The sequence below is a fragment of the Calyptranema fuscum S582 genome (genome assembly GCF_055793305.1).
Window position 1 is genome coordinate 61,589 of sequence record NZ_JBSLYH010000033.1, and the last position, 25,311, is coordinate 86,899.

The following is a 25,311-nucleotide window of genomic DNA, read 5'->3' on the forward strand; positions in this document are numbered from 1 at the left end:
AACTTTAAAGACATCAAGCAGCAAGGGTTTAGCTATGAGTTATTTAGTTGGCCGCTTGTGAAGTAGCCCTCATGAGATTACAAGCTCAAGGTGAGACCTCACCAGTGCCAAGGAACGAGTTCAACTCTTTTTACTCAATTACAAGGAGAACATTGAATTATGGGTTTACTAGGCGATGCTGTACGGGCATTAAGCAGCTCTGACTCCCGTGGAATTACTCCCAGTCTTCTGGAAGAATGGTCAACTTCCCGTGGTGTAGATAGTGTCAGTCGTGGTGAAGATCCGAGTAAAGATCCTATTAGTGCCATTAAGCAAGCCAATAAACTAATTTCCCAACTTATAGCTAAAGCATGGCTTCAGGGCGATCGTAATCTGGTTAATCGTGAAGCGATTGTGAAGATTTTGATGGATGTCAATCACATTGATGGCCCTCACGAACTTGACGTAGTGATTGACCCTCACCCTTATACGCTTTGGGAAGTTTCTGGGAGTAGTACTCCACCGCCACCACTACCGCCAGCCAAAAACTATGAGGGGTATATGATCTCACGTGATAATCCTGTTGGAGTAAAAGCGTATGTACCGTTTCCTGAACGACCTCCAGAGGTAACTGATGCACAGTTAACGGAGTGGGTTCATCAAAATCCGAGTGAGGAACCTATTATACCAAATGTCGTATGGATCCCTGCGACTTGCTAAGATTCAGTTTTTTGAACTAGTGCTTTACCAAAGGAACTTTTCGGAGTTAGTGTGGTGTGTTTAGCGCACTAACTCCGAAAGCCTTAAGAACATAAAATATCTGAACTGGAACAGATTTGATCAAGTTACCCTAACAAAATTGATTTTATGAGATGCTGAATCAGCCAAAGTTAAAATCCTGCTTTCACTCAGCAAGTTTAGACTCAGAAAATGTAGTTTTTCAGTCTGAAAGAGGAGATTCTGTTTTACTCAGCGGTTGTCTTTATCAACTATTAGTCCCTTTGCTTGATGGCCGTCATACGATTGATGAAATTGTCGAACTACTCCAGGAGAAAGTATCTGCTGCGGAAGTTTACTATGGACTGATGCTGATGGAACAGAAGGGGTACATTGTTGAAAGCAAAGATATTTCATCATCTAACTTTGCCATCTTTTGTGCTCATCTTAATATTGATCCGGAGGTAACCTACCATCGATTAAAAAACACCAGCGTATCCATTCGATCGTTTGGTTCTAATCTTCCTATATTTGAATTCAAAACCATCCTTGAACCTCTATATCTTCAAGTTGTTGAGCAGGGCGATATCGAGATTATTGTGACTGATGACTATCTCAACGATAGTTTGGCAATCTTTAATGAGAAAGCCCTGACTCTCTCACGACCCTGGATGCTAGTGAAGCCTATGGGAACGATTGTCTGGGTAGGTCCTATCTTCGTTCCAGGAAAAACAGGATGCTGGCAATGTCTCGCTCAACGCTTGCAAAATAATAGACCTGTTGAGCAGTTTATTGCAAAACATCAGGATAGCTCAACCTCTTTGGCTTCTCCGCTCGGTACACTTCCTACGACCTGTCAAACAGCTCTGAATATGGCAGCGACCGAACTCTTCAAGTGGATTGTTCAAGGAGAGAATGCATACCTGGAAGGGCGAATTGTTACTTACGATACGATTACTTTAGAAACACAATCTCACCATTTGGTTAAACGACCTCAGTGTCCAAGTTGCGGATTAATCCCTAATGGCTTAAATCGGAAACCTCATCCTGTTATCTTAGAACATTGCCAAAAGACATTTACTGCTGATGGAGGACATCGTTGCGTATCTCCGGAAGAAACCCTGCAGAACTATCAACACCACATTAGCCCTTTGACGGGCGTTATTCGAGGGCTAAGAAAATGTCAGCAAGGTCCACAGAATCTAATTCATACATATGCAGTAAGTCATCATTTCGCCACAATCTTTGATGACCTTAATGCCTTGCGGCAAAACATTAGCGGCAGAAGCGCAGGAAAAGGGAGAACAGATGTGCAAGCGAGAGCCAGCGGCTTTTGTGAAGCGATCGAGCGATATTCCCATGTATTTCAAGGAGATGAAATCCGGCAAACAGGAAGTTACAAAGAAATGGTAGATCGAGCCATTCATCCCAATGCCTGTATGAAATTTAGCCAACAGCAGTATGAACACCGTCACCAATGGAATCAAGAGTGTACTGGCTGGTTTCAGCGTGTTCCGGAACCTTTTAATGAAGATCAGGAAATTGAGTGGACCCCCATTTGGTCGTTAACGCATCAGCAATTTAAGCTTTTACCAACCGCCTACTGCTACTTCAACTATCCCAATCTTCCAGATCCGGATTGTTGGGCTGATCTCAACGGGAGTGCGGCTGGAAATACAATAGAGGAAGCCATTCTGCAAGGCTTCCTGGAATTAGTCGAGCGAGACTGCGTGGCATTATGGTGGTATAACCGCCTCAAGAAACCCCAAGTCAATCTAGAAAGTTTCGTCGATCCCTATTTCCAAACCTTAAAAAACTACTATCGGACCTTGCACCGTGAACTTTGGGTTTTAGATATTACCAGCGATCTGAATATTCCTACCTTTGTTGCGCTCAGTCGAAGAATCGATCGAGAAATAGAAGACATTATCCTTGGGTTTGGTGCCCATTTTGATCCCAAGATTGCTATCAGCAGAGCGTTGACCGAAATGAACCAGGGTCTTCCTTACGTTTTATTTGCCAAGGCAGATGGTAGCACTCAATATCCTTTCTCCTCAGATGCCCTTCCTATCCAATGGTGGAAAACAGTAACCCTGGAAAATCAATTTTATCTAGCTCCTGATGAAAGTATCACTGCCAAAGTTTGTGCTGATTATCTGCAATGTCAACGTGATGATTTATTAGAAGATGTAATGACTTGTCAGCAAATTGTTGAAGCGAACGATATGGAAATGCTGGTATTGGATCAGACTCGTCCTGATATCGGATTGCCCGTAGTCAAAGTCGTCGTTCCAGAAATGCGTCATTGGTGGAAACGGTTAGGTCCAGGACGACTGTATGAAGTACCTGTGAAAATGGGTTGGCTGGAAAAGCCGTTGCAGGAACATCAACTCAATCAATTTCCGGTGTGGATGTAAATCAGCCATTCAAAATTCTCACCTTCAAAATTGTAAAGTTAATAAACTTATGCCTGCTGACTATCAAATTATTGATGCTGATGCCCATGTATTCGAGCCTCTGAATATGTGGAAGGAGTACTTAGAACCTGAGTACAGAAGCTTTGCCCCGTCATTTGATATGAAAATTCAGGATGAGCCGATTTATTACAAAGTTTCTAATGAGGCTGTCGCTCACTGGACTAAGCAGATCATAAAAGCTTATCCAATGGCAAGACTCAATGGCTTCACCAATGAGCTTCACCTCATGAACATGAGGCAAATGAAAATTGCTGTTTCATTTATTTATCCGACTTTAGGACTGGCTATCCAATCAATTGATACTGTGGCACCGCAAGTAGCGGGAGCCTTTACCCGTGCCTACAATAACTGGTTACAGGACTTTTGTAGCTATGACCCGCAAAAACTTCAAGGTATAGGTATCGTCAACCGTCACGCTCCAGAAGAAATGGTTGCGGAATTGCATCGAATAGCCCAATTTGGCTGGACGGCTGTTTGTTTGCGTCCTAATCCTGTTAAAGGGCGACTACTAAGTGACCCTGCTTATGAGCCTTTTTGGAAAGAGTGTGAGGAGTTGGGAATAGCCGTGGGTATTCATGAAGGCACTCATAGTCGCTTGCCAAGCACTGGAGCGGAACGGTTTAACACCCGTTTTGCCTTGCGCACTTGTTCTCATCCAATGGAGCAAATGATGGCTATGTTGGCATTGATTGAAGGAGGGGTGTTAGAGCGTTACCCCAAACTCAAAGTAGGATTTCTAGAAGCAGGCTGTGGTTGGCTACCATACTGGCTATGGCGTTTAGATGAAGAGTACGAGTGTCACTATTGGGAAGTCAAGGATACTGTGAAAATGAAGCCTTCAGAATATTTCCGTCGCCAGTGTTATGTCACGTTTGAGCCTTCGGAACCATACATCGAGACCATGATTGAGTATATCGGTTCTGATAACTTGCTATTTGGTTCTGACTATCCCCATATTCATTGGAGCATTAACGAAGACAAACCAGATGGTTTGGATATTGGTAGAGTGCTTCAGGAGCGACTACCTAGAACAACAGTGCAAAAAATATTGTGGAATAATTCCGCTCGTTTCTATGGACTAAACGAAATCTCTTTAGGGATGCGAAGGTAGGCTCTTGGAGTGAGGGGAGAGAATAGGAGTGGGAAGGCTTAAGACTCATTTCTGTGCAATTGCCAATACGCTTAATGATCAGGCGATCGCTACTTGCCAGAAAAATTAGATGTGTTTTCTCTATTTACTTATAGATATGAATACTATTAATGATTATCACATTGTCAATAAGATATATGAAAGTACTAATTCATTGATCTATCGAGCCATCCGAAACCAGGATAATCGACCCACTATTCTTAAAATTCTTAAAGGAGACTATCCTACCGCATCAGAACTTACTCGTTATAAGCAGGAATATGACACCATCCGATCCCTAAATCTGGATGGTGTTATCAAAGCATATGACTTACAGAGATACCAAAATAGTCTTGTCATGTTTTTAGAGGATTTTGGTGGAGAATCCCTAAAGATTTGGATGGCAAAGCATAAGTTTACGCTAGAGGAATTTCTCATCCTCGCAAGAAAGATAACTGAGAATTTGGGCGCTATTCACACCGCCAATATTATACATAAAGACATTAACCCATCCAATATCGTCTATAACCCAGAAACTGGAGAGCTTAAAATTATTGACTTTGGTATTTCCACGGCTTTACCACGGGAAAATCCGACGATTCTCAGCCCTAATCACCTGGAAGGAACCCTAGCCTATATTTCGCCTGAGCAAACTGGCAGAATGAACCGAGCGATAGATTATCGAACTGATTTCTATTCTCTTGGAACCACTTTCTACGAATTACTGACCTATCAATTGCCTTTTGAAGCCACTGACTCGATAGAACTAGTGCACTGCCATATTGCTAAACAACCTACACCCCCTCATCTTTTAAGAGAGATAGGGAGGGATAAGGGAAAAGGGATAAAGAATATTCCCAAGGCAGTTTCGGATATTGTGATGAAACTGATGGCAAAAACAGCCGAGGATCGATATCAAAGTGTTTTGAGACTGAATGCTGATCTAGAAGCCTGTTGGGATCAATTACAAAGCAGCGGTCAAATTATAGAATTCTTTGTTGGTCAACGAGATATTTCCACTCAGTTTCAAATCTCTCAAAAGCTTTATGGTCGGAAGGAGGAAGTTGCCCAACTTCTGTCTACCTTTGAGCGAGTCAGTCAAGGCAGCACTGAGGCGATCCTCGTAGCTGGCTATTCCGGGATTGGCAAATCGGTTTTGGTCAATGAAGTTCATAAGCCAATTCTACGACAGCGAGGAAATTTCATTTCTGGTAAGTTTGAACAATATAAGCGGAATATTCCTTATGCCTCTCTAATTCAAGCCTTTCAAGGGCTGATGCGACAGCTTCTGACAGAGAGCAAAGCACAAATTCAAATCTGGCAGGAGAAGTTGTTAGATGCTTTAGGTAGCAACGGTCAAGTGATCGTCGATATGATTCCTGAAGTAGAATTGATTATTGGTAAACAGCCACCCGTCCCGCCTTTAGGATCAACAGAGGCTCAAAATCGATTCAGCTTAGTATTCCAAAAATTCATTGGCGTTTTCACTAAAAAAGAGCATCCTCTAGTTATTTTTCTCGACGATTTACAGTGGGCAGATTTAGCTTCCTTAAAATTGATTGAGCTATTAATGACTGATAGAGAGTGCCAATACTTGTTGATGATAGGTGCCTATAGAGATAATGAAGTCGATCCCACTCATCCGTTAATGCAGGCTTTGGAACAAATTCACAAGGTTGGTACCAGAGTAAGTAGAATCTTCCTTGGAACTTTGGGGCTTGATCAGATCAGCCAATTAATTGCCGATACTCTTAGCTCTTCAACAGAAGAAGTAAAACCATTAGCAGAGATAGTCTTTAACAAAACAGATGGTAATCCTTTCTTCCTAAAGCAGTTGCTCCAATCCTTACATACAGAAGCCCTCTTGTTATTTGACTCCAGAAGGGGTTGTTGGCAGTGGAATATCGAGCAGATTCAAGCGGTAGAGATGAGCCATAATGTTGTCGAATTAATGATCGGCAAGATTATGAAACTTGATGAAAGGACGCAGAATGCTTTAAAGTTAGCGGCCTGCATTGGGAATCAATTTAATTTAGAGGTTCTCTCTGTTGTCAATACCCAATCTCTCTCAGCCACAGCAACTGAACTTTGGTCAGCGCTTCAAGAAGGTTTAATTGTACCTTTGAGTCATGACTACAAAATTCCCCTACTTTGGAAGCAAGAGTTAGGCATTACTGCCACCCCCGAAATATCTCCATCACTTGTCCCAAAACCATCGTCGATACCCTTCATATTTTTACATGACCGAGTTCAACAAGCTGCCTATGCTCTTATTCCAGAGGACCAAAAAAAGGAAGTTCACCTGAGAATTGGTCAACTCCTACTAAAAAATATGAATTCAGATAAATTGGAAGAGAAAATCTTTTATCTTGTTAACCACTTCAATATTGGAAAGGATTTAATCCTCCATCAATCAGAAAAATATAATCTAGCTCACCTCAATCTGATTGCTGGTAGAAAAGCTAAAAGTTCAGCCGCTTATGAACCTGCCTACAGATATTTAGATACGGGTCTAAAACTCCTACCGTCCAATAGCTGGGAAGAGCAGTATGACTCAACACTAACTCTCCATTTAGAAACACTAGAAGTACAATACATCAATACTCAGTTTGAGGAAGCTGAGAAGCTATCTACTATCATCCTGCAAAAAGCTAAAACACTCCTCGATAAGGTTAAGGTATACGAGCTAAAGATTCTGTCTTGTATAGCTAGAGCGCAATTCAGCTCAGCTATAGATGTTGCACTACAGGTTCTGAAACAATTGGGAGTAGTCCTGCCTAAAGAACCAAGTCAACAGAGAATTGAGGAAGAGCATAAATCCATAGAATTGCTCTTGAAAGACAAAAAAATTGAGGATTTATTCAATTTGCCAGACATGGATGATCCCTATAAGCTTGCAGCAGTCAGAATCTTACTTAGTGTCAGTTCTGCTGCAATTATTGCGACTCCTCGTCTATACTTTCTGGTCATAATAACAGCAATTAATCTTTGTATTAGACATGGAAACACTCCCCAAGCGGCTAGTGTATATATTTATTTCGGCACACTTCTCTGTGGCGAGAAAAATATTGAGTCTGGATATCAATTTGGCAAACTATCACTAAGATTGTTAGAAAAAATTAATAGTCAAGAATCTAAATCTCTAGTTTTGCATTACAGCAATGGATTTATCCGACCTTGGAAAGAACCTATTCATGGCAGCGATATCATAGAAATGTTGCAAACAGCAATTAACCTTGGATTAGATACTGGAGATATTGAAACTGCTTCTTTTAATGCATCAGCCTATTGCTTGTTTTCCCTGTTTACTGGCTCTAGTCTTGACGAGGTAAATCAAAAATATGAGCAATATATTAATTTAGTAACTAAGTTAAAACAGTTTTATGCGGTTTACTACATGAAAAACTTAAGTAAACTTGCAGCAAATTTGCTTAATGGGTATCAAGATAACTATTGTTTAGTTGTTGGTAATTCTCAAGAAGAAGAAAAGAATACGCTCGACCAATGGACTCAAGAGCAAGCAGCGTGGTTATTGTTTAGTGCTTATTTAGCCAAAACCATTTCATGCTATTTCTTCAAAGACTATGATCAGGCAGAACGTAGTGCGGTTGAAGCAGACAAGTACGCTGCAAGTTCAGCCGCTTATTTGGTTGCTGTGCAACATAACTTTTACTATTCTCTTACCCTGCTTGCCAGTTGTTATTCTTCTGAAGCCCAACAGCGCAAAAAAGCTCTAGATCAAGTCTCATCTAATCAGGAAACACTCAAAATGTGGGCTTATTACTGCCCAGAAAATTTTCAACATAAATACCAACTAGTAGAGGCTGAGAAATCAAGGGTTCTAGGACAATATTGGGAAGCCACAGAGCTGTATGAAAGAGCCATTCGAGGAGCCGGGAATCAGAGATATTCACATGAAGAAGCCTTAGCATATGAAAGGGCAGCAGAATTCTATCTTTCCCTGGGTAGAGAAGAGATTGGCAAGTTCTACATGAAGAATGCCCGTCATTATTACACCCGCTGGGGAGCAAAAGCCAAAGTCAAGCAGTTGGAAGCAGAATATCCACAGTACTTCTTAGACGTAAAAAACCAAGGTCAATTTAAAAGCTTGAGTACGACTATCTCCACAGAGTCTGACGGAAAAATTCTCGATCTGAGTACTGTTCTTAAAGCATCTCAAGCAATTTCTAGTGAAATTAAGCTAGAAACACTACTGAAAAATTTGATGAAAGCTGTGATTGAAAATGCGGGGGCACAAAAAGGTTTTCTTATTTTAAATTATGAAGATAATTGGGTGATTGAAGCTGAAGGGAAAGTAGATTCTGATGATATTCATATCTTGCAATCGATTCCCTTTGATTTTATTGATGGCGATCGCCAGATTCCCCTTCTGTCAGTTTCTATCCTCAATTATGTCACCCGTACTCAGGAAAGCTTAGTTTTAAATGATGCTACCCATGAGGGACAATTCATTCGTGATCCATACGTTGTTGCCACCCAACCCAAATCTGTTCTTTGCACACCTTTACTCAACCAAGGCAAGCTTAGCGGTGTTTTATATCTAGAAAACAATCTGACGACCAGTGCCTTCACATCCGATCGCCTAGAAGTCCTAAAACTTCTATCTTCTCAAGCTGCAATTTCTCTACAAAATGCTCAACTGTATGTTGCATTGCGTGAAAACGAAAGAAGACTGACTCAATTTCTAGAAGCTATGCCAGTGGGTGTATTTGTGATCGATCCCAATGGCAGACCATACTACGCAAACCAGATGGCTCAACAGATCCTTGGCAAAGGCATTGTCACGGAAGTCGCCAGCAATCAGCTATCTGAGACCTATCAAGCCTATCTAGCAGGAACAGATCAGTTATACCCCACCGAACAACAGCCCATTGTGAAAGCCTTAAATGGTGAGCAGACAATCAAAGATGATATAGAGATTCATCAAGCTGACAAGAGTATTCCCTTGGAAGTTTCTGCTACCCCCGTTTTTGACGAAAAGGGGCAGATTGTTTATGCGATCGCTGCTTTTGCCGACATTACCCAACGCAAGCGATCGGAAGCTGAGCGAATCCATTTTACCCAAGAGCTGGCGCTCAATAATACTGCCCTACAGCAAGCAAAAAATGAATTGGCAGATTACAGCCGCACTTTGGAACAACGTGTAGAAGAGCGCACTCAAGAGTTATCCCAGACTTTAGAGATTCTCAAAGCCACTCAAGCTAAATTAGTTTTTGAAAACGATTTGCTCAGAAGTGCCGAACAAGCTACTAACTTTGACTATCAAGTTGGTGGCAGTTTGCCGATGGATGCTCCTACCTATGTGGTGCGCTCCGCTGATCGCTACTTCTATAAAGCATTGAAACGCGGAGAGTTTTGCTACGTCCTCAATCCCCGACAGATGGGTAAATCTAGCTTGATGGTGCGTATGATCAATCACCTCCAGCAGGAGGGGGTGTGCTGTGCCCCGATTGATATGACCCGGATTGGCAGTGAAACCGTCACTCCTGACCAATGGTATAAGGGAATTGCCTTTGAGTTAGGGCGACGGTTTGATTTACGAGGCAAGGTTACTCTTAAGGCTTGGTGGCAAGAGCGAGACGATCTGTCTCCGGCACAGCGATTGAGTGAATTTATTGAATCAGTTCTCCTGGCTGAAGTGGGTGTAGAAGAGGGTGCTGCTTCAAAACAATTGGTCATTTTTATTGATGAAATTGATAGCATCCTGGGTTTAAATTTCCCAGTTAATGATTTTTTCAATCTGATTCGTTTTTGTTACAACCAACGTAGTCTTAATCCAGCATATCAGCGTCTGACATTTGCTCTCTTTGGCGTCGCTACCCCTTCAGATTTAACCGTTGATATCCAGGTCACCCCTTTTAATATTGGTCAATCCATTCAGCTAGAAGGTTTTAAGGAGCATGAAGCTCAACCGTTACTGCGAGGTTTAGCAGAAAAAGTGAGCAGTCCACAGACGGTATTGAAAGAACTATTGGCTTGGACGAATGGTCAGCCTTTTCTCACCCAAAAGCTTTGCAAGCTCATCCGCAACACTTCCTTGCCCATTCCCATCAATCGTGAAGCTGAATGGATTCAGAATCTGGTGCAAACGAATGTGATTGACAATTGGGAATCTCAGGATCAGCCAGAACATTTGAGAACAATTCGCGATCGCCTTCTCAGAAGTAAACAATCTGCACAGCTACTAGAACTTTACCGACAAGTCTTGCAGCAGCAAGGAGTTATCGCCACTGGTAGTTCTGAAGAAGGGGAATTGCTCTTGTCAGGGATAGTAGTCAAACAGCAGGGATATCTCAGAATCAGTAATCGCATTTATGAAACAATTTTTGACCGTTGTTGGGTCGAGCAGCATATTCAGACTTGAACAATAACGGATAAAGGGTCTGCGGCAAATCATTCAGAATAGATGCGGTTTTCATGAATTACTACATTGACTGTATGAAGTATATATTGTTGTGTGAGAGCCACGCGGGGCGTGGCTCTCACACAACACGTAATCTATCTAATTCAAAGTACTTTACGCTCGGTGGTACTTGTGAATAGACATTCGATTACAATGCCATCTTTTTCTAACTCTCGCAATTGTTGAATCAACATCTTTTTCTTCCCATTCCACTATTGAAACGTGGGTAGTCTTGGAACTGTAATGATTTTTTGTGGAGCGGGCGTCGCCCGCTCCACAAAAAATCATTACATGAATTAATCGACGTCCTTGGGCACCCCTGCGGTTAACACGTCATGTCCGGTTGCTGTAACCAGGACATCATCCTCAATGCGAATGCCGATACCATGCCAGCGGGGATCGACGTTGGGTTGCCCTTCTACGGGTTTGATGTAAGGCGAAATATAAATGCCTGGTTCAACCGTGGTGACCTGTCCCGGTTCTAAAGTATGGGGCGTTTCACCATGTTGATAGACGCCAACATCATGCACATCCAACCCCAGCCAATGGCCTGTGCGGTGCATATAGAAGGGTTTATATTTTTCTTCTTTGATAATTTCTTCGATATCACCGTGCAGCAATTTTAGATCCATCAAGCCTTCAACAATCACTCGAACGGCTGTGTCGTGAATGTGTTGGTAAGGATTTCCCGGCTGCACCTGGGCGATCGCCGCTAACTGGGCTTGCAACACAATCTCGTAGAGAACTTTTTGTTCGGCAGTAAATTTGCCACTGACCGGGAATGTGCGGGTAATGTCGGAATTGTAATAGTCATAGGCACAGCCAGCATCGATTAACAACAAATCACTGGCTTGAATTTGGCGTGTGTTTTCGGTGTAGTGCAACACACAGGCATTGGCACCCGATGCCACAATAGATGGATAGGCAGGTCCCATGGCACCACGTAAGCGAAAGGTATGTTCGATCTCTGCCTGCACTTCATATTCGTAGCAGCCCGGACGAGCAAATTCTCGCGCTCGTATGTGGGCGTCAACGGCAATGTCTGCGGCATGACGCATTTTCTCTAGCTCTACTGCACTTTTGATTTGACGCAGGGGATGCAGCAGATGACCTAAATCTTCCAGGGCGATCGGTCCCGTTCCTTTTTTAGGATAGACGGCGAGCAGCCGTTGCCAATGGTGCAAAATCTTATCGTTAAAAGCGCGATCGCGCCCCATGCGATAATAAATCCGATCGGCTTTTTCTAAATACTGCGGCAGTTTCTCATCCAATTCCTGAATCGGATAAACCATATCCGCACCCAGCTGCTCCTTTGCGGCGTTTACCCCCAGCCGATAGCCCGTCCAGGTTTCCCTTTCCAAATCTTTGGGTTGGACAAATAAGACAAACTTGTGTTCGGCATGGTGGGGAGCCAGTACGGCAACTGCCTCCGCCTCATTAAACCCTGTCACATAGAAAAAGTCGCTATCTTGTCGAAAATTATATTCCACGTCATTATGCATGACTGCCATCGGCGCACTCCGAAAGACGGCAGTTCCCTTGCCGATCTTTGCCATCAGCCGTTCACGGCGTTGGGAATATTCGGTTTGCATGGTGGTTATCCCTCAGGTTAAAACCGATAGCTAAAGACATCAATTCTAGAGCCATTGTCTGGCAGATCGGCGGGTCTCAGGGTAATTGAATCGCCCACCGGGTTAACAGGTGTTCCGTCCATCAAGGTGAGGAAATTATCGACGGGCAGAATATCGCAGGTGGCTGCATCGGCTGCCTGGGTGCGATATTGGGTGGGAACAATGATTTTAGGAGAAAGCGATCGCACAGCGGCTTGGGCTTCTTCTGGCGTAAATGCCTTCGGACCACCCCCAACGGGCAACAGCACCACATCTGGATTGCCCATCAAAATGCGTTCTTCTACCGTAATTGGCGCAGCAGCTCCGCCCATATGGAGAATATTTAGCCCACCTTGATTCCAACGCCAGACGACGTTAGTGCCAAATCGTCTGCCACCGATATCGTCATGGTTGGTGCGAATGCCCTGCACCTGCATCCCACCGGAAAACTCATAAATTCCGGGTTCAGATAATAACCGAGGATTGCCCGGAATATCTTGAGGTGCGCCTTCATCGAGCAAACGACTGCTGATCAGGACGAGATCTGTTGCCACGGTTGGGGAACGATACCCGGCTGTGCAGCCAATCGGGCGAAATGGATTTACCAAAATCCGCCGTCCGCCACCTGTAAACAAGAAGCAGGTATGCCCCAAATATTGAATGGTCACGCCACTGCTGGTCTGGGCTTGGCTGGCTTGCTGGCGGGAGACAATGCCTAAGCCAAGGGTTGTTCCTAAACCAACTCCGGTGTAGCGGATAAATTCTCGTCGCTTCATGTTCCCTCAACTTAAGATAGCGGTTGGCTATTAGCTGTTGGCTGTTAGCTGCTAGAGCGGGCTGAAAAGTGCCACTATTTGGTAGTAGAGCGATCACTAATCGCGGCTAGACGCTTTGCAATTTTATAGCTTACAGCGATTTATGTAATGATCCCACAATCCGGATTGACGAATATCCGTTCAAAAGAGTTCTCATCTGGATTTAAATAGAACGTCGAACCCTGACTTTAATTCAATCGCAGATCTGGCATGGCTTAATTCATCAATGAAATTGGGTGTGAGTGCCGCGCAGAGCGCGGCACTCACACCCAATTTCATCCCCCAGATCAGCAACGCTCGAAAAAGCTCTGTCCAGGGTGAGAAGGGGTTCTTTAATAAAAACGATCAAAGGGCAGGTCTATGTAAAGATTAGGGAATTCTTAGAAGATGACCAACTGTAGAAGACGTTAGTATTTTGATGTATTCAGCGTCTATGTACGCTCTCTTTCTGTAAGGAGCGTGGATTTAATAAAACCGGAGTTTATGTCTGGGAGCGCGGCGTCGCCGCGCTCCCAGACATAAACTTCCGGGTCTTATTTAATTTGTCATCCTCAGCGCTTGGATCGGGCTAAATCCTCATTCCAGCCTTTGTCAAAATACGGCATCTTAACTCCTAAGTCCTAATCCGTGATGCCAAAATCTCAAATTACCCTGTTGATCGTCGATGATAATCCCGATAACCTCCGAGTGCTTTCCTCAATCCTGAACAATCAGGGGTATCGAGTGAGAAAAGCGGTTGGCGGTGAGATGGCATTGGAAACCGTCCGGGCAGAACGACCTGATTTAATTTTGCTAGACATTAAAATGCCTATCATGGATGGCTATGAGGTCTGCTCGATCCTTAAATCTCAACCTGAGACTCAGGCTATTCCAATTATTTTTCTCAGCGCTCTAGACGATGCCGCTAACAAAGTGCAGGCGTTTGAGGTAGGGGGTGCCGATTATATTACCAAGCCGTTTCAGACCGCAGAGGTGTTGATTCGGATTAGCCATCAATTGACGATTCAAGAGCAACAACGGCAACTCAATGCCCACAACCAACGACTGCGCCAGGAAATTCAAGAACGGCAACAGGCTCAGGCAGAAACCCAATTGTTGCTTGACACGATTCAAGCTGTCAATCAAGCGGAAAACTTTAGCAATGCGTTGCAAAAAGTGTTGGGGTTGGTGCAGCAAGTCAGCCATTCAGACTACAGCGAAGCCTGGGTCTTGGATAGGGAAGGCAGTGCCATGCAGTTGAGTCAAAGCTGCTACGACGCGATGGATGCGAGCCTCATACACTTTCATCAAGCGAGTTCGCCGCTCACGTTTGCCTATGATATGGAGTCATTGGGTCAGGTCTGGGTTCTACCGATCCAGGGGGCTGAGTCAGGGGCTGAGGGTCGTATCCCAGATTTTTTACGCCCTGAATTGGCGATCGCCGCTCAGTTTCAGACCGCGTTTGGGGTGCCCATTTTAGTAGATGCCCAGGTGCTGGCAATTTTGATCTTTTTCAGCCGTGCGCAACAGCCCTATGAACCTCGTATTTTAGAACTGGTGAAAGGCGTGGCACTCCAGTTGGGCAGCTTTATGCAACGCAGACAGGCTGAAGAAGCTCTTAAGCAAGCCAATTATGAACTTCAGCGACTCGCCAATTTAGATGGCTTGACTCAGGTTGCCAATCGCCGATGTTTTGACGAAACGTTATCTCAAGAATGGCTGCGTTTGCGGCGAGAACAGGCACCTCTTGCTTTAATTTTCTGTGACATTGACTATTTTAAGCCGTATAACGATTATTACGGGCATCAAATGGGGGATGTGTGTCTCAAACAGGTAGCACAGGCGATCGCGGGTGCCAGTAAACGACCTGCCGACTTAGTCGCTCGCTATGGCGGCGAAGAGTTTGCGGTTTTACTGCCGAATACTAATCTAGACGGTGCAATTACACTGGCACAATTTATTCAAGAAGAAGTTACTCGGCTTGCCATTCCTCACAAAAAATCATTGGTTAATCCGTTTGTCACCATCAGCATGGGGATTGTCAGCGTCATCCCCACCCTCGAAGCTATGCCAGAACAACTGATGGCTGCCGCAGACGAAGCGCTTTACATTGCTAAAGATCGGGGACGTAATGTCTACCATGTCAGCCAAACGCTCTTGCCACAACGCATTCGTTAACGATTTCAACCGATGAAACGATCACTAACCAGTTCCACTCAATGGTTCAAACGGGTTATAGGCACAATTCCTCTGCGTTGGGTGCTGGTTGTTCCGTTTGTCTTACAAATGGGAGCCGTCACGGGATTGGTCGGTTATCTTTCCTTTAAAAGTGGGCAAGAAGAAATTGAAACGCTAGCCGCTCAACTGATTCTTGAAACGGGCGATCGCATTGACCTCTATTTGAATAACTACTTTGCCATTCCGCCCCAGGTGACGCGCATGAATGCGGATGCTGTGCGCCTGGGATATTTAAACCTGAATGACCCCAGCCAACTGGAACGCTATTTACTCACCCAACTGCAACAGTTTGAAACCATCAGCCATACGATGGTGGGCACTGCGCAAGGGACGTTTATTGTTGCCAATCGCAACCCAAGCCCCAGTTTGTTGAGAACTGATCCGGCTGACCCAACGGTGCTCTACGAAAATGCGGTGGACAGTGCCGGTAATGTTGGCGATCGCATGACCACGATTCCAGGCTTCAATCTGCAACAACGCCCCTGGTATCGAGCCGCAGCGGAAGCCGGGAAGCCGATTTGGAGTCCTATTTTTAATTTGGCAGATAATTCTGATCTGTCACTCAATGCCAACTATCCCATCTATGATCCCGAAACCGGAGCCTTGTTGGGGGTATTTTCTGCGGCTTGCGATCTGACGTTTTTGCGCCGATTTTTAGAACAGCTTAAGGTTGGGCAAAATGGGCGCGTCTTTATTGTCGAGCGCAATGGCTTGCTGGTCGGCAGTTCTCATCAACAGTTACCTTACCAGCTCACCTCTCACTATGGGCAAAAGCTATTTCAGAGATTGCAAGCTAGCGATAGCGATGATCCCCTGATTCAATCAGCAAGTCGTCAAGTGCAGCAAGAATTGGGTGGATTGAGCAGTATTCGTACTACCCAGCAATTTAAATTTAAGATCGATGGACAACGTCAATTTGCTCGGGTGACTCCGTTTCAAGATCAGTTGGGGTTGGATTGGTTAGTTGTGGTGGTTGTTCCAGAATCAGACTTTTTGACCGAGATTAACAACCATCATCAAATCACGGTTTTGCTCTGCCTGGGAGCCGCGATCTCTTCGGCAGGCATTATTTTAATCACCGCTCGGTGGATTACCCAACCTCTGCTCAATCTCAATGCGGCAGCTCAAAAAATCGCTCAGGGAGAATTTAGTCTTCCTATCAATATCTATCGTCAGGATGAAGTGGGGGAACTGGCACACTCTTTTAACCGGATGGCAAACCAGATTCAGACTTCATGGGCGGAGTTGGAATTGCGGGTGGTAGAACGGACGGCTGAACTGTCGCGCTCTAAGGCACGGCTCAACTATCTGCTGACGTCTAGCCCTGCGGTGATTTATAGCGCTACGGCGCATGGTGACTATCGAGTAACGTACGTCAGTGATAATGTCATGAAGATCTTGGGCTACACGGCTCAACAATTTATGTCGGAATCTGGGTTTTGGATGCAACACATTCACCCAGAGGATCGCGATCGCGTATTTGCCGGTTTGCCCACGTTGTTTCAAACGGGGGTATGTACGTTTGAATATCGATTTTTGTACGGTGATGGGTCTTACCACTGGATCTATGATGACCTCAACCTGGTAACAGATGCGGAGGGTAACCCGCAAGAAATTGTCGGGTATATGGTCGATATCAGCGATCGCAAACAGGCAGAACAATCGCTACAACAACGCGAGGCGATGTATCGGGCGATCGTCGAAGACCAGACCGAGTTAATTGTTCGGTATATGGCTGATGGCACGCTGACATTTGTCAATGATGCTTTCTGTCGATATTTTGAGCGATCGCGCGAAAGTTTAGTAGGGCGTACATACGCACCTGTCGTCTTTGAAGGCGATCTCGAACGCGTGAACCAACTGGTGCGCACCATGACGTTTGAAAACCCAATGGTAATCATTGAAAACCGGGTGGTGGTGAATGGCACGGTGCGCTGGACGCAGTGGATTAACCGCATGTTGTTTGATGAACGCGGGCAGTTTATTGAATATCAATCGGTTGGACGCGATATTGACGATTTCAAACGTGCCGAACAGGCGTTGCGTCACAGCGAAACCTCGCTGCGAGCCTTTGTGAATGCGATTCCCGATTTGATCATTCGTGTCAAACGCGATGGCACCCGACTGGCATTTTCTCAGGGCAATTTTCAAAGTCTGATCTCGTCTCCAGCGTTGATTGGCGGAAAAATTCAGGATTTATTACCCCCCCATCTGGCTGAACAACGACTCCATTATGTCGAACAGGCGATCGTAACAGGAGAACTCCAGGTTTACGAATATGAGATCGAGATTAATGGGCAGATGCAATACGAAGAGGCGCGTGTGATTGCCATTGGCGAAGACGAAGCCTTCATCATTGTGCGCAATATTAGCGATCGCAAACGCGTTGAAATGGCATTAGCGGAAAATGCAGACTTTTTACGGACGATTTATGACGGGGTTGAACAATCGATCTTTGTGGTTGATGTCTTAGAAAATGGTGACTTTCGCTTTATCGGGCTAAATCCTGCCCACGAACGCTTAACCGGCATCCCAACCCAGGAGCTGCAAGGCAAAACGCCCGGTCAAGTGCTGCCTCCGGACGCTGCCGCGACGGTTTGCCAACGCTATCAAGCCTGCGTCGAGGCGGGGGCAACAATTACCTATGAAGAATGTTTGCCCTTTCAAGGTCAAGATACCTGGTGGATTACCAGCCTGACGCCGTTATACAATCAGCGATCGCAGATTTACCGCATTGTGGGGAGTAGCGTTAATATCACGGAACGCAAACAAGCCGAAGAAAAATTGCAGTATAGCGAAATCGCCTTACTGCAAGCCCAACAGGTTGCCAACTTGGGCAACTGGTCATTTGAGATTGCGACTCAAAGGATCACCTGGTCAGACGAACTGTTCCGCATTTTTGGGCTGGAACCCAGCAGCACGCCACCCAGTTATGCCGAACAAATTAGTCGGTATTATCACCCCGATGATGGGCTTAAACTCCAAGAAAGTGTGGAACAGGCGATCGCCCATGGCACAGGCTATGAGCTGGATATGCGCTTTTTCCGCAGCGATGGGTCAATGGGGTATTTGGAAGCCAGAGGGAAAGCTGAATACAATGCCGAGGGGCAGGTGGTGCGGCTAATTGGCACGGTCATGGATATTAGCGATCGCAAACAAGCAGAGCTAGATCTACAACGGGCAAAAGAAGCTGCCGAAGTTGCCAATCGTGCTAAAACAGCCTTTTTGGCAAACATGAGCCACGAACTGCGCACCCCCCTCAACATTATTTTGGGGTTCACGCAGGTGATGACGCATGACCCATCGCTAACGGCTGAACATCACGAAAATTTAGAAGCGATTTACCGCAGTGGCGATCATTTGTTGAGCTTGATTAACAGCGTATTGGATTTATCGAAGATTGAAGCTGGACGGATTACGCTCGACGCCACTGATTTTAATTTGCATAGCTTGTTGCATTCTTTGTGCGATATGTTTCGTCAACAAGCTGCCAGTCGCGATCTAACGCTGAGCCTGGAGCTAGACCCAACCCTTCCTAAGCTGGTGAATGCGGATGCAAATAAACTCCGTCAGGTCTTAATTAATCTGCTGAGCAATGCGATTAAATTTACCAACAAAGGTCGCATCGTGCTGCGTGCCAAGGCTTCTACGGCAGCGACAGCCTTTACTGCATCGTCTTTGCAGGCTCAACCGTTAATGCTTCATGTTGAAGTAGAAGACACAGGCATTGGCATTGCCTCCAATGAGTTATCTTCAATTTTCAGTGCCTTTTTTCAAACTCAAGCGGGCAAAATATCGCCCGAAGGAACGGGTTTGGGTCTGACGATCTGTCAACGCTTTGTTGAGCTGATGGGCGGTACGATTAGCGTCAATAGTGAACCGGGACGGGGTAGTAAATTTGCGATCGCCATTCCGGTTCAACGGGCATCTCTTGCCGACGAAGATGATATTACGCCCCAACGTGCCATTGTGCGGCTTGCTTCGGGTCAGCCTGCCTACCGCATTTTGGTCGTAGACGATCAATTCGAAAATCGCTATCTTCTGGTCAAGCTATTAACCCAAATTGGCTTGCAGGTGCAGGAGGCCAGAGATGGAGAAGAAGCAATTCACATCTGTCAGCAATGGCAACCCCATCTGATTTTTATGGATATGCGAATGCCCCAGGTCGATGGCTATGAAGCAACACGTCGGATTCGAGCAACTGTGTCGGCATCGTCGCCCTGTATCATTGCCCTGACGGCTTATGCCTCTGAAAGCGATCGCACGCTTGCCTTTGCTGCCGGATGCGATGACTTTATCAGCAAACCGTTTCAAGCCACGGAATTATTTGCCAAAATGCAAACGTATCTGGGGTTGCAATATATCTATGCCGATAGCAAACCCTCCCAAACCACCTCGTCAGGTGATGATGCGGACCTGGCGGCTACCTTAACGGCTGAACACCTTGCTGTGATGCCTTCAGAATGGGTGAATGCTCTGTATCAAGCCGCGCTCTATTGCAATGACGACGCGGTATTGCATCTCATCAGACAAATTCCAGACGAATACGGTGTCCTCAGTGCCCGGTTAAAAGATTTGACCCACGACTATCAATTCAAAACCATCATGCAGTTGAGTCATCAGCTCATAGCCAAGGGTCAATCCTGAAGATGCGCCAAACCTCTGACCCCCTGTGTTCTCCCTTGCCAAGGGGGACGGCGACAGCCGGGGGTAAATCAGGCGCAGCCTCATATCAAAACGGTATCAGTCAAAATAGCAATCCTGATCTAACGCTTTGTTCAGGAGCGATTGATAGTCTTGATCGGAAACAATGTAGGCTCCAAAGCGCTCTAGATGAGGATTATTCATCTGCGCATCAAATAAGGTGAAATGACGCGATCGCAACCGTTCGACCAACTTCACCATTGCCACTTTCGAGCCATCTGGAATCTGGTAGAACATGGATTCGCCAATAAATGCCCCACCGATGACCAATCCTAAAATGCCGCCTGCCAGATGCTCACCCTGCCAGGTTTCAAAACTATAGGCAAAGCCTGCCTGATTGAGCGCATAGTAAATGTCTTTAAGTTCATCCGAAATCCAGGTTGTATCTCGATTGGCACAGCCTTCGACCACCGCTGCAAAGTCGCGGTTAATTGCAGTGGTAAAGCGGTTTTGATTGAGAATGCGTTGTAGCGATCGCGGATAGCGAAATCGTTCGTCCAGGGGAATTAATGCTCTCTGATGACTGGCATACCAGCTTAAGGTTTCGCTGGTTTCATCTGCCATCAAAAAATAGCCTTGGGCATAGCCTTGAATAAGTCTGGGAATATCATACTGAATCCTAGCCACGGGTTATCTAAAATAAAATGTCTATGTTGGTCATAATAGAGCGCGCCTAAGGGCAATGCTCAAATGCATTACTATGGATGCTAGCAACCTGAATTAGGGCTGTTTTGATGACTGAACCGATTCAACCGATTACGCTGCTGCCGACAAAAAATCCTCAGCAAGAGGGAGAATGGCTGAAACAAGCGTTGCATCATTGGTTAGATGAAGAATTTTTGCCAGAGGCTGTGAATGAGAGCATTGCTCAGCGAGCAGCTCAAGTTTTTGTTCGGCAACGCATGGAAGGTGAAAATGATGTCGGTTCGCTGGTCATTGCCATTATTACCGAAATGCAAGGGTTTGATTTTTCTAAAAGTTTTTATAGCGAATTTGCCGTTGCGAATGCCGTCAGCGATTTATTGCTAGCCAGTTTGGGCTTAGACAACCGTTGCTGCGGGCAATGATTGTAAAAAAATGAATATAAAACTTTATTGTTTTACTCGACCTTCTCTCAATCCGTTGAGGGTGTGCCTGCATGACTGCCAGCTGTAAACAGGGTGCGCCATTAAAGCGGCGGCAGATGCTACAACACTCGACCTCTTGGGCGATGGGGCTAGGTCTGCTTCTGGTCAGTTGTGGCGATCGCCTGGATCTAGATGCTCCCTGGACCATGCAGTTATCCAGCACCGCCTTCAATTCAGCCGACCCGATCCCCGCAAAATATACCTGTGATGGCGCGAATAGCTCTTTGCCGTTGATGTGGAGTGAACCCCCCAGTGGCACCCGCAGTTTTGTGGTGTTGATGACAGACCCCGATGCGCCGGGTCGAACCTTTTTGCATTGGATCATTTACGATTTGCCGCCCGATCTGCGACAGCTCCCCGAAAATTTGCCGCCCCAACCACTGCTCTATCAAGGCGGAGTGCAAGGCAAAAATGATTTTGGCAACTATGGCTATGGCGGCCCGTGTCCACCCTCCGGGAGCCACCGCTATTGGATTCGCCTGTATGCGTTGGATCGGGTGCTGGACTTGCCCCCAGGGTCAAGCACCGCCGAGGTCATAGCTGCCATGAACGATCACCGTCTGGCAGGTGCAGAGCTGATGGGGCGATATGCCCGACCTTAACGCTCACACTAAGGGCTTGTTGAAAAATAGTTTCATGGTTTTGGCTGGCTGTTAGCTATTAGCCAACAGCTAACAGCCCAGCTCATGTGATTTCTTTACAGCTCCTACGAAAACCGAATGTTGAGCGCGCGACGGCAAAGCCGTCGCGCGCTCAAACAATACTTAGGCGGAGTGATGGGTCTGTTAGTCTCGCGTCTTAAGCTGTGCTCGTTTGGCTTTTAGTTGGTCGGGTGTCAAACTTGGAATATTTCTCAAACGCAACAGGCGATCGCGAATTTCAACCAGTTGAGCCACATCTTTAATGGGCGATCGCGGCTGTGGAATTTCGGTATTGGGCCACAGCGGCAAATCGATGCAAGGACAACTCAAAGACGGCATGCCTAAACTAAACACGGGCACTGGCATATCGCAGCGGACGCAGGGATTAATTTCCCAGGCAGGAGTGAGCAGGTCTTGAATCGTCTGGTTTGTTCCTTCTAGATAACAATCGCCCGTCTCTGGCGACGAAATTTTTTGCCAGCAAGCTTCAAAGTCATCACTATAGCGATCGCCTTGAATGACCGTCTGAACTGCTATTGCCTCCCCTGTATTTTGGATTCGCACCTTTTTACCTAACTGTAACCAGTATGCAAGATACTGCTTTACTTGATTTGGAGTTGCCATAACTATCCATTGAAACCAATGATTAAAACCGATGACATCGCGTGATCAAAAGAATATTATCGACCGATTAAAACTCAATGCAGAAAGAAGAGGTTGAGGTTGATATCTTCAGATAGAAGGAGAATTTCTCTGCTCTTAATCGGGTCAGGTTTGCGATTGAGGCGAGATTGAGGTCAAACTCCTTATTCCTGGTTCTAACTCAGGTTGTGTTGTCCTGATGTCAGAGCTTGGCAGTCGGTAAAGAATCTTTAGCTGACCTGAAAAATTCTACCTGAATACTACGCCCTTAGAGGATTCGATGGCTCTGCACAACACTCGTTAGAAGCCGTGTTATTCACCCAAATTTGACGTCAATCTCACGATTAACCTTACCTAAAATCGCTCTTTTGAAATCACTCTTTCTAGAAGGATAGCTGCGACTGCGCTTCCAGTAAAAACTGATCTCGATAGATGTTAAGCTCACCCACTGCAACCATAAGGTTGAGATTTGTACCTTCATATTACCGATAACCTTCGAGCAACATAGGACGGAAATCCGTAGCTTAGATTAAGGTTTATCCCTATCTGCTGTGCCCAAGGGGGTACCGAGCTGGCTCAAATTTAAAACATAACCCCCGGTGACCAGGTAAACGGGATTGGCGATCGCCCCTAACTGTCGCACCAGCGTTCCCAGGCGATCGCGAAATAAGCGACCACTCGGATAGGCAGGCACCAGCCCCCAACCGACCTCTTCGGCTACAAAAATGACATCACTGTTAGTTTGAGACAGCGCTGTTAGCAACTCCTGGCTAGTGTTCTGCCACACCTCCTCGGCTTGCTCTAAAAAATTGACCAACCAGGTACCCACGGAATCGACCAGTAAACAATCGTTGCTCGTCCCCGATTGCAGGGCGATCGCTAAATCAATAGGCACCGACAGCGTTCGCCAATGGGCAGGACGACGGGCTTGGTGCTGGGCAATGCGTGCCTGCCACTCCGCATCCTCGGGATTGAGGTTAGCCGTTGCTACGTAAATCACAGACTTTTGCGATCGCTCTGCCAGGGTTTCTGCCCATTCACTTTTGCCAGAGCGAGCAGGACCTGTTACGAGAATTAATGTTCGGGTTGAGTTAGCCAAAAAATCCATGAAACGTAATGCGACAAGGCGAGCTTAATAGTTAAAATATCGGCAACTTACAGCAATTTTTAATTGCTGAAGCCACAGTTTTTGGGTGTGTGCCGTGCGGAGCGCAGGATACGACAAGAACCTAACCCTATCCGAGCGTGAAGCGCGATCGCAGTACGCTTTGGGGTTAGAACCGACAATCACCAACAGATCTAGAACATCACCCAATTTAGATTTAGTCTAGATTAGTATCCTTTCAAACTTAAAACCCGCAACTTTTTTGGGAGAGTGCGGCAGAGCCGCACTCTCCCGAAAAGGCGATCGCTTTTATAATTTGGGCAGAATCCCCTTAAACTGTGGTTCTTGGTCAGGTACAACACTTATGAAACCAGAATTGCAAAGAATTGAGGCAACATTGGGGCAAATGAGCGCCCAGCAGTTTTCCAGTAACCATAGTCTGGGTAAATCCTTGATCAGCCATCGTAGTTCTATCTCGTTTGACGTATCCCCTAAAAAAACAGCCCCAGCGTCCGACCCAACGGCGATCGCCCCGTCGGCTAGCGTTGCAACGGTTTCACCAGGGGTGCCTGATCTACCCAGTTTCAAGCCAATTTCGGTTCATCCAGTCCAGTCCTCTATCGCCTCCAGTCCAGCGACAGCTGCGGCTAAGCCTGTGGCAAAAACAGGCACACGGGCTAACCCTGCCGCTTGCTCATTTCGCGTGGCAACCCCGGCGATCGCGGTTGAACCGCCCGACCCTGCTCGGGAAATCGTTCGTCCTTTGCGGATTCCAGATTTCTCACCCAAATCCCTCGATTTACCCAAATTCAAGCTTCCCCATTTTAGTAACCGCCGCCAGGTAACCAATCCAGAGTTTGCGGTGGGGCTGCTAAAAGAAATGGAAGGGGTGGTCACCCAATGGCAGAAAGATTTACAAAAAGTACAACTTCAGGTGCAAGACCTCTACCTCGAAGGACCCGTCATTGATGGCTGGCTGGAGTCACAACCTTACGAACCGCAAAACTCAGGGGTGGCAACCATTCGCCATGCAGAAATCGATCGGCTGATGGAATATGTCGAAGAGATCTGCAAAAATCTTTCGCCTGATGAAAAGGATAGCCCTGTGCGAACCGATTATCGGCTGTGTGGCTTAGATGCTGACGGTCAACTCTGGTGTCGTCCCTGCCCTGTTGAAAAAGTCCCCTATGTCAGTCTGGCGATCGCCCGTTATCAAAAACTCCGCCAACTGCTTGCCCAAAAACATCAGCTAGAGAGCCGTCTGGATCATTTTGCGAAAGCTCTGATCGAATTACACGGAAGTCTACAAGAAGAGGGGAAGAAAGATAAAGGAAAAGATAAAAAATGAGGATCGAATCTTTTCCTACAGCCATTTTCAATTGCTGAAGCCACAGATTTTTTGTTGTGTGCCGCGCGAAGCGCGGCACACAACAAAAAATCTAAACATATTCGAGCGCGAAGCGCTGTAGGAATGGGAGTTCAATAACGTCGGTGATTTTTGAGACAGCGACGGATCTGCTATAGTTCTACGCCATCCAGTTAGGACATCAGGGGGGTGGGGCACCGCCCCCACGCAGGGGTTTCACCCCTGCACCCCGTCCTAACCCTAATGCGTACTGCTATATTCTTCTCCCAAACGGATTGGATATTATTAAATCGACCTTCCTGAGGGCTTTCTCTCTTGCCAAACCCTGTAAATTCATCGACAGTTCCAGGTTCTTTAC

Annotated in this window: 14 protein-coding genes; 9 read left to right on the forward strand and 5 right to left on the reverse strand. The window is 45.9% G+C overall.

Annotation, left to right across the window (positions count from 1 at the left end; genetic code table 11):
• Positions 1-159: 159 nt before the first annotated feature.
• The 4 genes from ACR6Z4_RS20835 (at position 160) to ACR6Z4_RS20850 (ending at position 10,687) form a co-directional block, all read left to right on the forward strand.
• Complete coding sequence (locus ACR6Z4_RS20835) at positions 160-699, forward strand: hypothetical protein (protein WP_479719244.1); 540 nt, start codon at positions 160-162, stop codon at positions 697-699.
• Positions 700-851: 152 nt separating this feature from the next.
• Positions 852-3,113: a TOMM precursor leader peptide-binding protein gene (locus tag ACR6Z4_RS20840; protein ID WP_479719245.1), complete on the forward strand. Its 2,262-nt coding sequence runs from the start codon at positions 852-854 to the stop codon at positions 3,111-3,113.
• A 49-nt stretch (positions 3,114-3,162) separates the two neighbouring features.
• Positions 3,163-4,284 (forward strand): amidohydrolase family protein, encoded by a 1,122-nt coding sequence (locus ACR6Z4_RS20845; protein WP_479719246.1) that lies wholly within the window; start codon positions 3,163-3,165, stop codon positions 4,282-4,284.
• 136 nt (positions 4,285-4,420) lie between these two features.
• The gene (locus tag ACR6Z4_RS20850; protein ID WP_479719247.1) at positions 4,421-10,687 is read left to right on the forward strand and encodes an AAA family ATPase; all 6,267 of its coding nucleotides are present in this window, start codon (positions 4,421-4,423) and stop codon (positions 10,685-10,687) included.
• A 335-nt stretch (positions 10,688-11,022) separates the two neighbouring features.
• Here ACR6Z4_RS20850 and ACR6Z4_RS20855 read toward each other — a convergent pair whose 3' ends face one another.
• Together ACR6Z4_RS20855 and ACR6Z4_RS20860 are read right to left on the reverse strand one after the other, a co-directional pair.
• On the reverse strand, positions 11,023-12,318 hold the full coding sequence (locus ACR6Z4_RS20855; RefSeq protein WP_479719248.1) for an aminopeptidase P N-terminal domain-containing protein: 1,296 nt from the start codon (positions 12,316-12,318) through the stop codon (positions 11,023-11,025).
• 17 nt (positions 12,319-12,335) lie between these two features.
• Entirely contained in the window at positions 12,336-13,112 is a 777-nt protein-coding gene (locus ACR6Z4_RS20860; RefSeq protein WP_479719249.1) for an MBL fold metallo-hydrolase, read from the reverse strand.
• Positions 13,113-13,781: 669 nt separating this feature from the next.
• On the opposite strand from ACR6Z4_RS20860, the gene ACR6Z4_RS20865 reads away from it, so the two are divergent.
• A complete protein-coding gene (locus ACR6Z4_RS20865; RefSeq protein ID WP_479719250.1) occupies positions 13,782-15,308 on the forward strand; it encodes a diguanylate cyclase domain-containing protein in 1,527 nt (508 codons plus the stop codon).
• Positions 15,309-15,320: 12 nt separating this feature from the next.
• A complete protein-coding gene (locus tag ACR6Z4_RS20870; protein WP_479719251.1) occupies positions 15,321-20,015 on the forward strand; it encodes a PAS domain S-box protein in 4,695 nt (1,564 codons plus the stop codon).
• A gap of 96 nt (positions 20,016-20,111) precedes the next feature.
• On the opposite strand, the gene aat is transcribed toward ACR6Z4_RS20870, so the two are convergent.
• The gene (aat, locus tag ACR6Z4_RS20875) at positions 20,112-20,690 is read right to left on the reverse strand and encodes a leucyl/phenylalanyl-tRNA--protein transferase (protein ID WP_479719271.1); all 579 of its coding nucleotides are present in this window, start codon (positions 20,688-20,690) and stop codon (positions 20,112-20,114) included.
• Between the two features lie 116 nt (positions 20,691-20,806).
• On the opposite strand from aat, the gene ACR6Z4_RS20880 reads away from it, so the two are divergent.
• Together ACR6Z4_RS20880 and ACR6Z4_RS20885 are read left to right on the forward strand one after the other, a co-directional pair.
• The gene (locus tag ACR6Z4_RS20880) at positions 20,807-21,139 is read left to right on the forward strand and encodes a hypothetical protein (RefSeq protein WP_479719252.1); all 333 of its coding nucleotides are present in this window, start codon (positions 20,807-20,809) and stop codon (positions 21,137-21,139) included.
• Between the two features lie 71 nt (positions 21,140-21,210).
• Positions 21,211-21,801 carry a YbhB/YbcL family Raf kinase inhibitor-like protein gene (locus ACR6Z4_RS20885; protein ID WP_479719253.1) on the forward strand — a complete coding sequence of 197 codons (591 nt, stop codon included), beginning with the start codon at positions 21,211-21,213 and terminating at the stop codon, positions 21,799-21,801.
• Positions 21,802-21,984: 183 nt separating this feature from the next.
• On the opposite strand, the gene ACR6Z4_RS20890 is transcribed toward ACR6Z4_RS20885, so the two are convergent.
• The gene (locus ACR6Z4_RS20890) at positions 21,985-22,464 is read right to left on the reverse strand and encodes a hypothetical protein (RefSeq protein WP_479719254.1); all 480 of its coding nucleotides are present in this window, start codon (positions 22,462-22,464) and stop codon (positions 21,985-21,987) included.
• Between the two features lie 547 nt (positions 22,465-23,011).
• Positions 23,012-23,590, reverse strand: a complete 579-nt coding sequence (cobU, locus tag ACR6Z4_RS20895) for a bifunctional adenosylcobinamide kinase/adenosylcobinamide-phosphate guanylyltransferase (protein WP_479719255.1) — start codon at positions 23,588-23,590, stop codon at positions 23,012-23,014.
• 361 nt (positions 23,591-23,951) lie between these two features.
• Between cobU and ACR6Z4_RS20900 the strand changes: the two genes are divergently transcribed.
• The gene (locus tag ACR6Z4_RS20900) at positions 23,952-24,935 is read left to right on the forward strand and encodes a hypothetical protein (protein WP_479719256.1); all 984 of its coding nucleotides are present in this window, start codon (positions 23,952-23,954) and stop codon (positions 24,933-24,935) included.
• Positions 24,936-25,311 lie beyond the last annotated feature (376 nt).

Excerpts from the sequence above, each read along its gene's own strand:
- ACR6Z4_RS20845 (WP_479719246.1), top strand. The coding sequence starts at position 3,163 with ATGCCTGCTGACTATCAAATTATTGATGCTGATGCCCATGTATTCGAG.
- ACR6Z4_RS20900 (WP_479719256.1), top strand. The coding sequence starts at position 23,952 with ATGAAACCAGAATTGCAAAGAATTGAGGCAACATTGGGGCAAATGAGC.
- ACR6Z4_RS20870 (WP_479719251.1), top strand. The coding sequence starts at position 15,321 with ATGAAACGATCACTAACCAGTTCCACTCAATGGTTCAAACGGGTTATA.
- ACR6Z4_RS20835 (WP_479719244.1), top strand. The coding sequence starts at position 160 with ATGGGTTTACTAGGCGATGCTGTACGGGCATTAAGCAGCTCTGACTCC.
- ACR6Z4_RS20885 (WP_479719253.1), top strand. The coding sequence starts at position 21,211 with ATGACTGCCAGCTGTAAACAGGGTGCGCCATTAAAGCGGCGGCAGATG.
- ACR6Z4_RS20840 (WP_479719245.1), top strand. The coding sequence starts at position 852 with ATGCTGAATCAGCCAAAGTTAAAATCCTGCTTTCACTCAGCAAGTTTA.
- ACR6Z4_RS20890 (WP_479719254.1), bottom strand. The coding sequence starts at position 22,464 with ATGGCAACTCCAAATCAAGTAAAGCAGTATCTTGCATACTGGTTACAG.
- ACR6Z4_RS20865 (WP_479719250.1), top strand. The coding sequence starts at position 13,782 with ATGCCAAAATCTCAAATTACCCTGTTGATCGTCGATGATAATCCCGAT.
- ACR6Z4_RS20855 (WP_479719248.1), bottom strand. The coding sequence starts at position 12,318 with ATGCAAACCGAATATTCCCAACGCCGTGAACGGCTGATGGCAAAGATC.
- cobU (WP_479719255.1), bottom strand. The coding sequence starts at position 23,590 with ATGGATTTTTTGGCTAACTCAACCCGAACATTAATTCTCGTAACAGGT.
- ACR6Z4_RS20850 (WP_479719247.1), top strand. The coding sequence starts at position 4,421 with ATGAATACTATTAATGATTATCACATTGTCAATAAGATATATGAAAGT.
- ACR6Z4_RS20880 (WP_479719252.1), top strand. The coding sequence starts at position 20,807 with ATGACTGAACCGATTCAACCGATTACGCTGCTGCCGACAAAAAATCCT.
- ACR6Z4_RS20860 (WP_479719249.1), bottom strand. The coding sequence starts at position 13,112 with ATGAAGCGACGAGAATTTATCCGCTACACCGGAGTTGGTTTAGGAACA.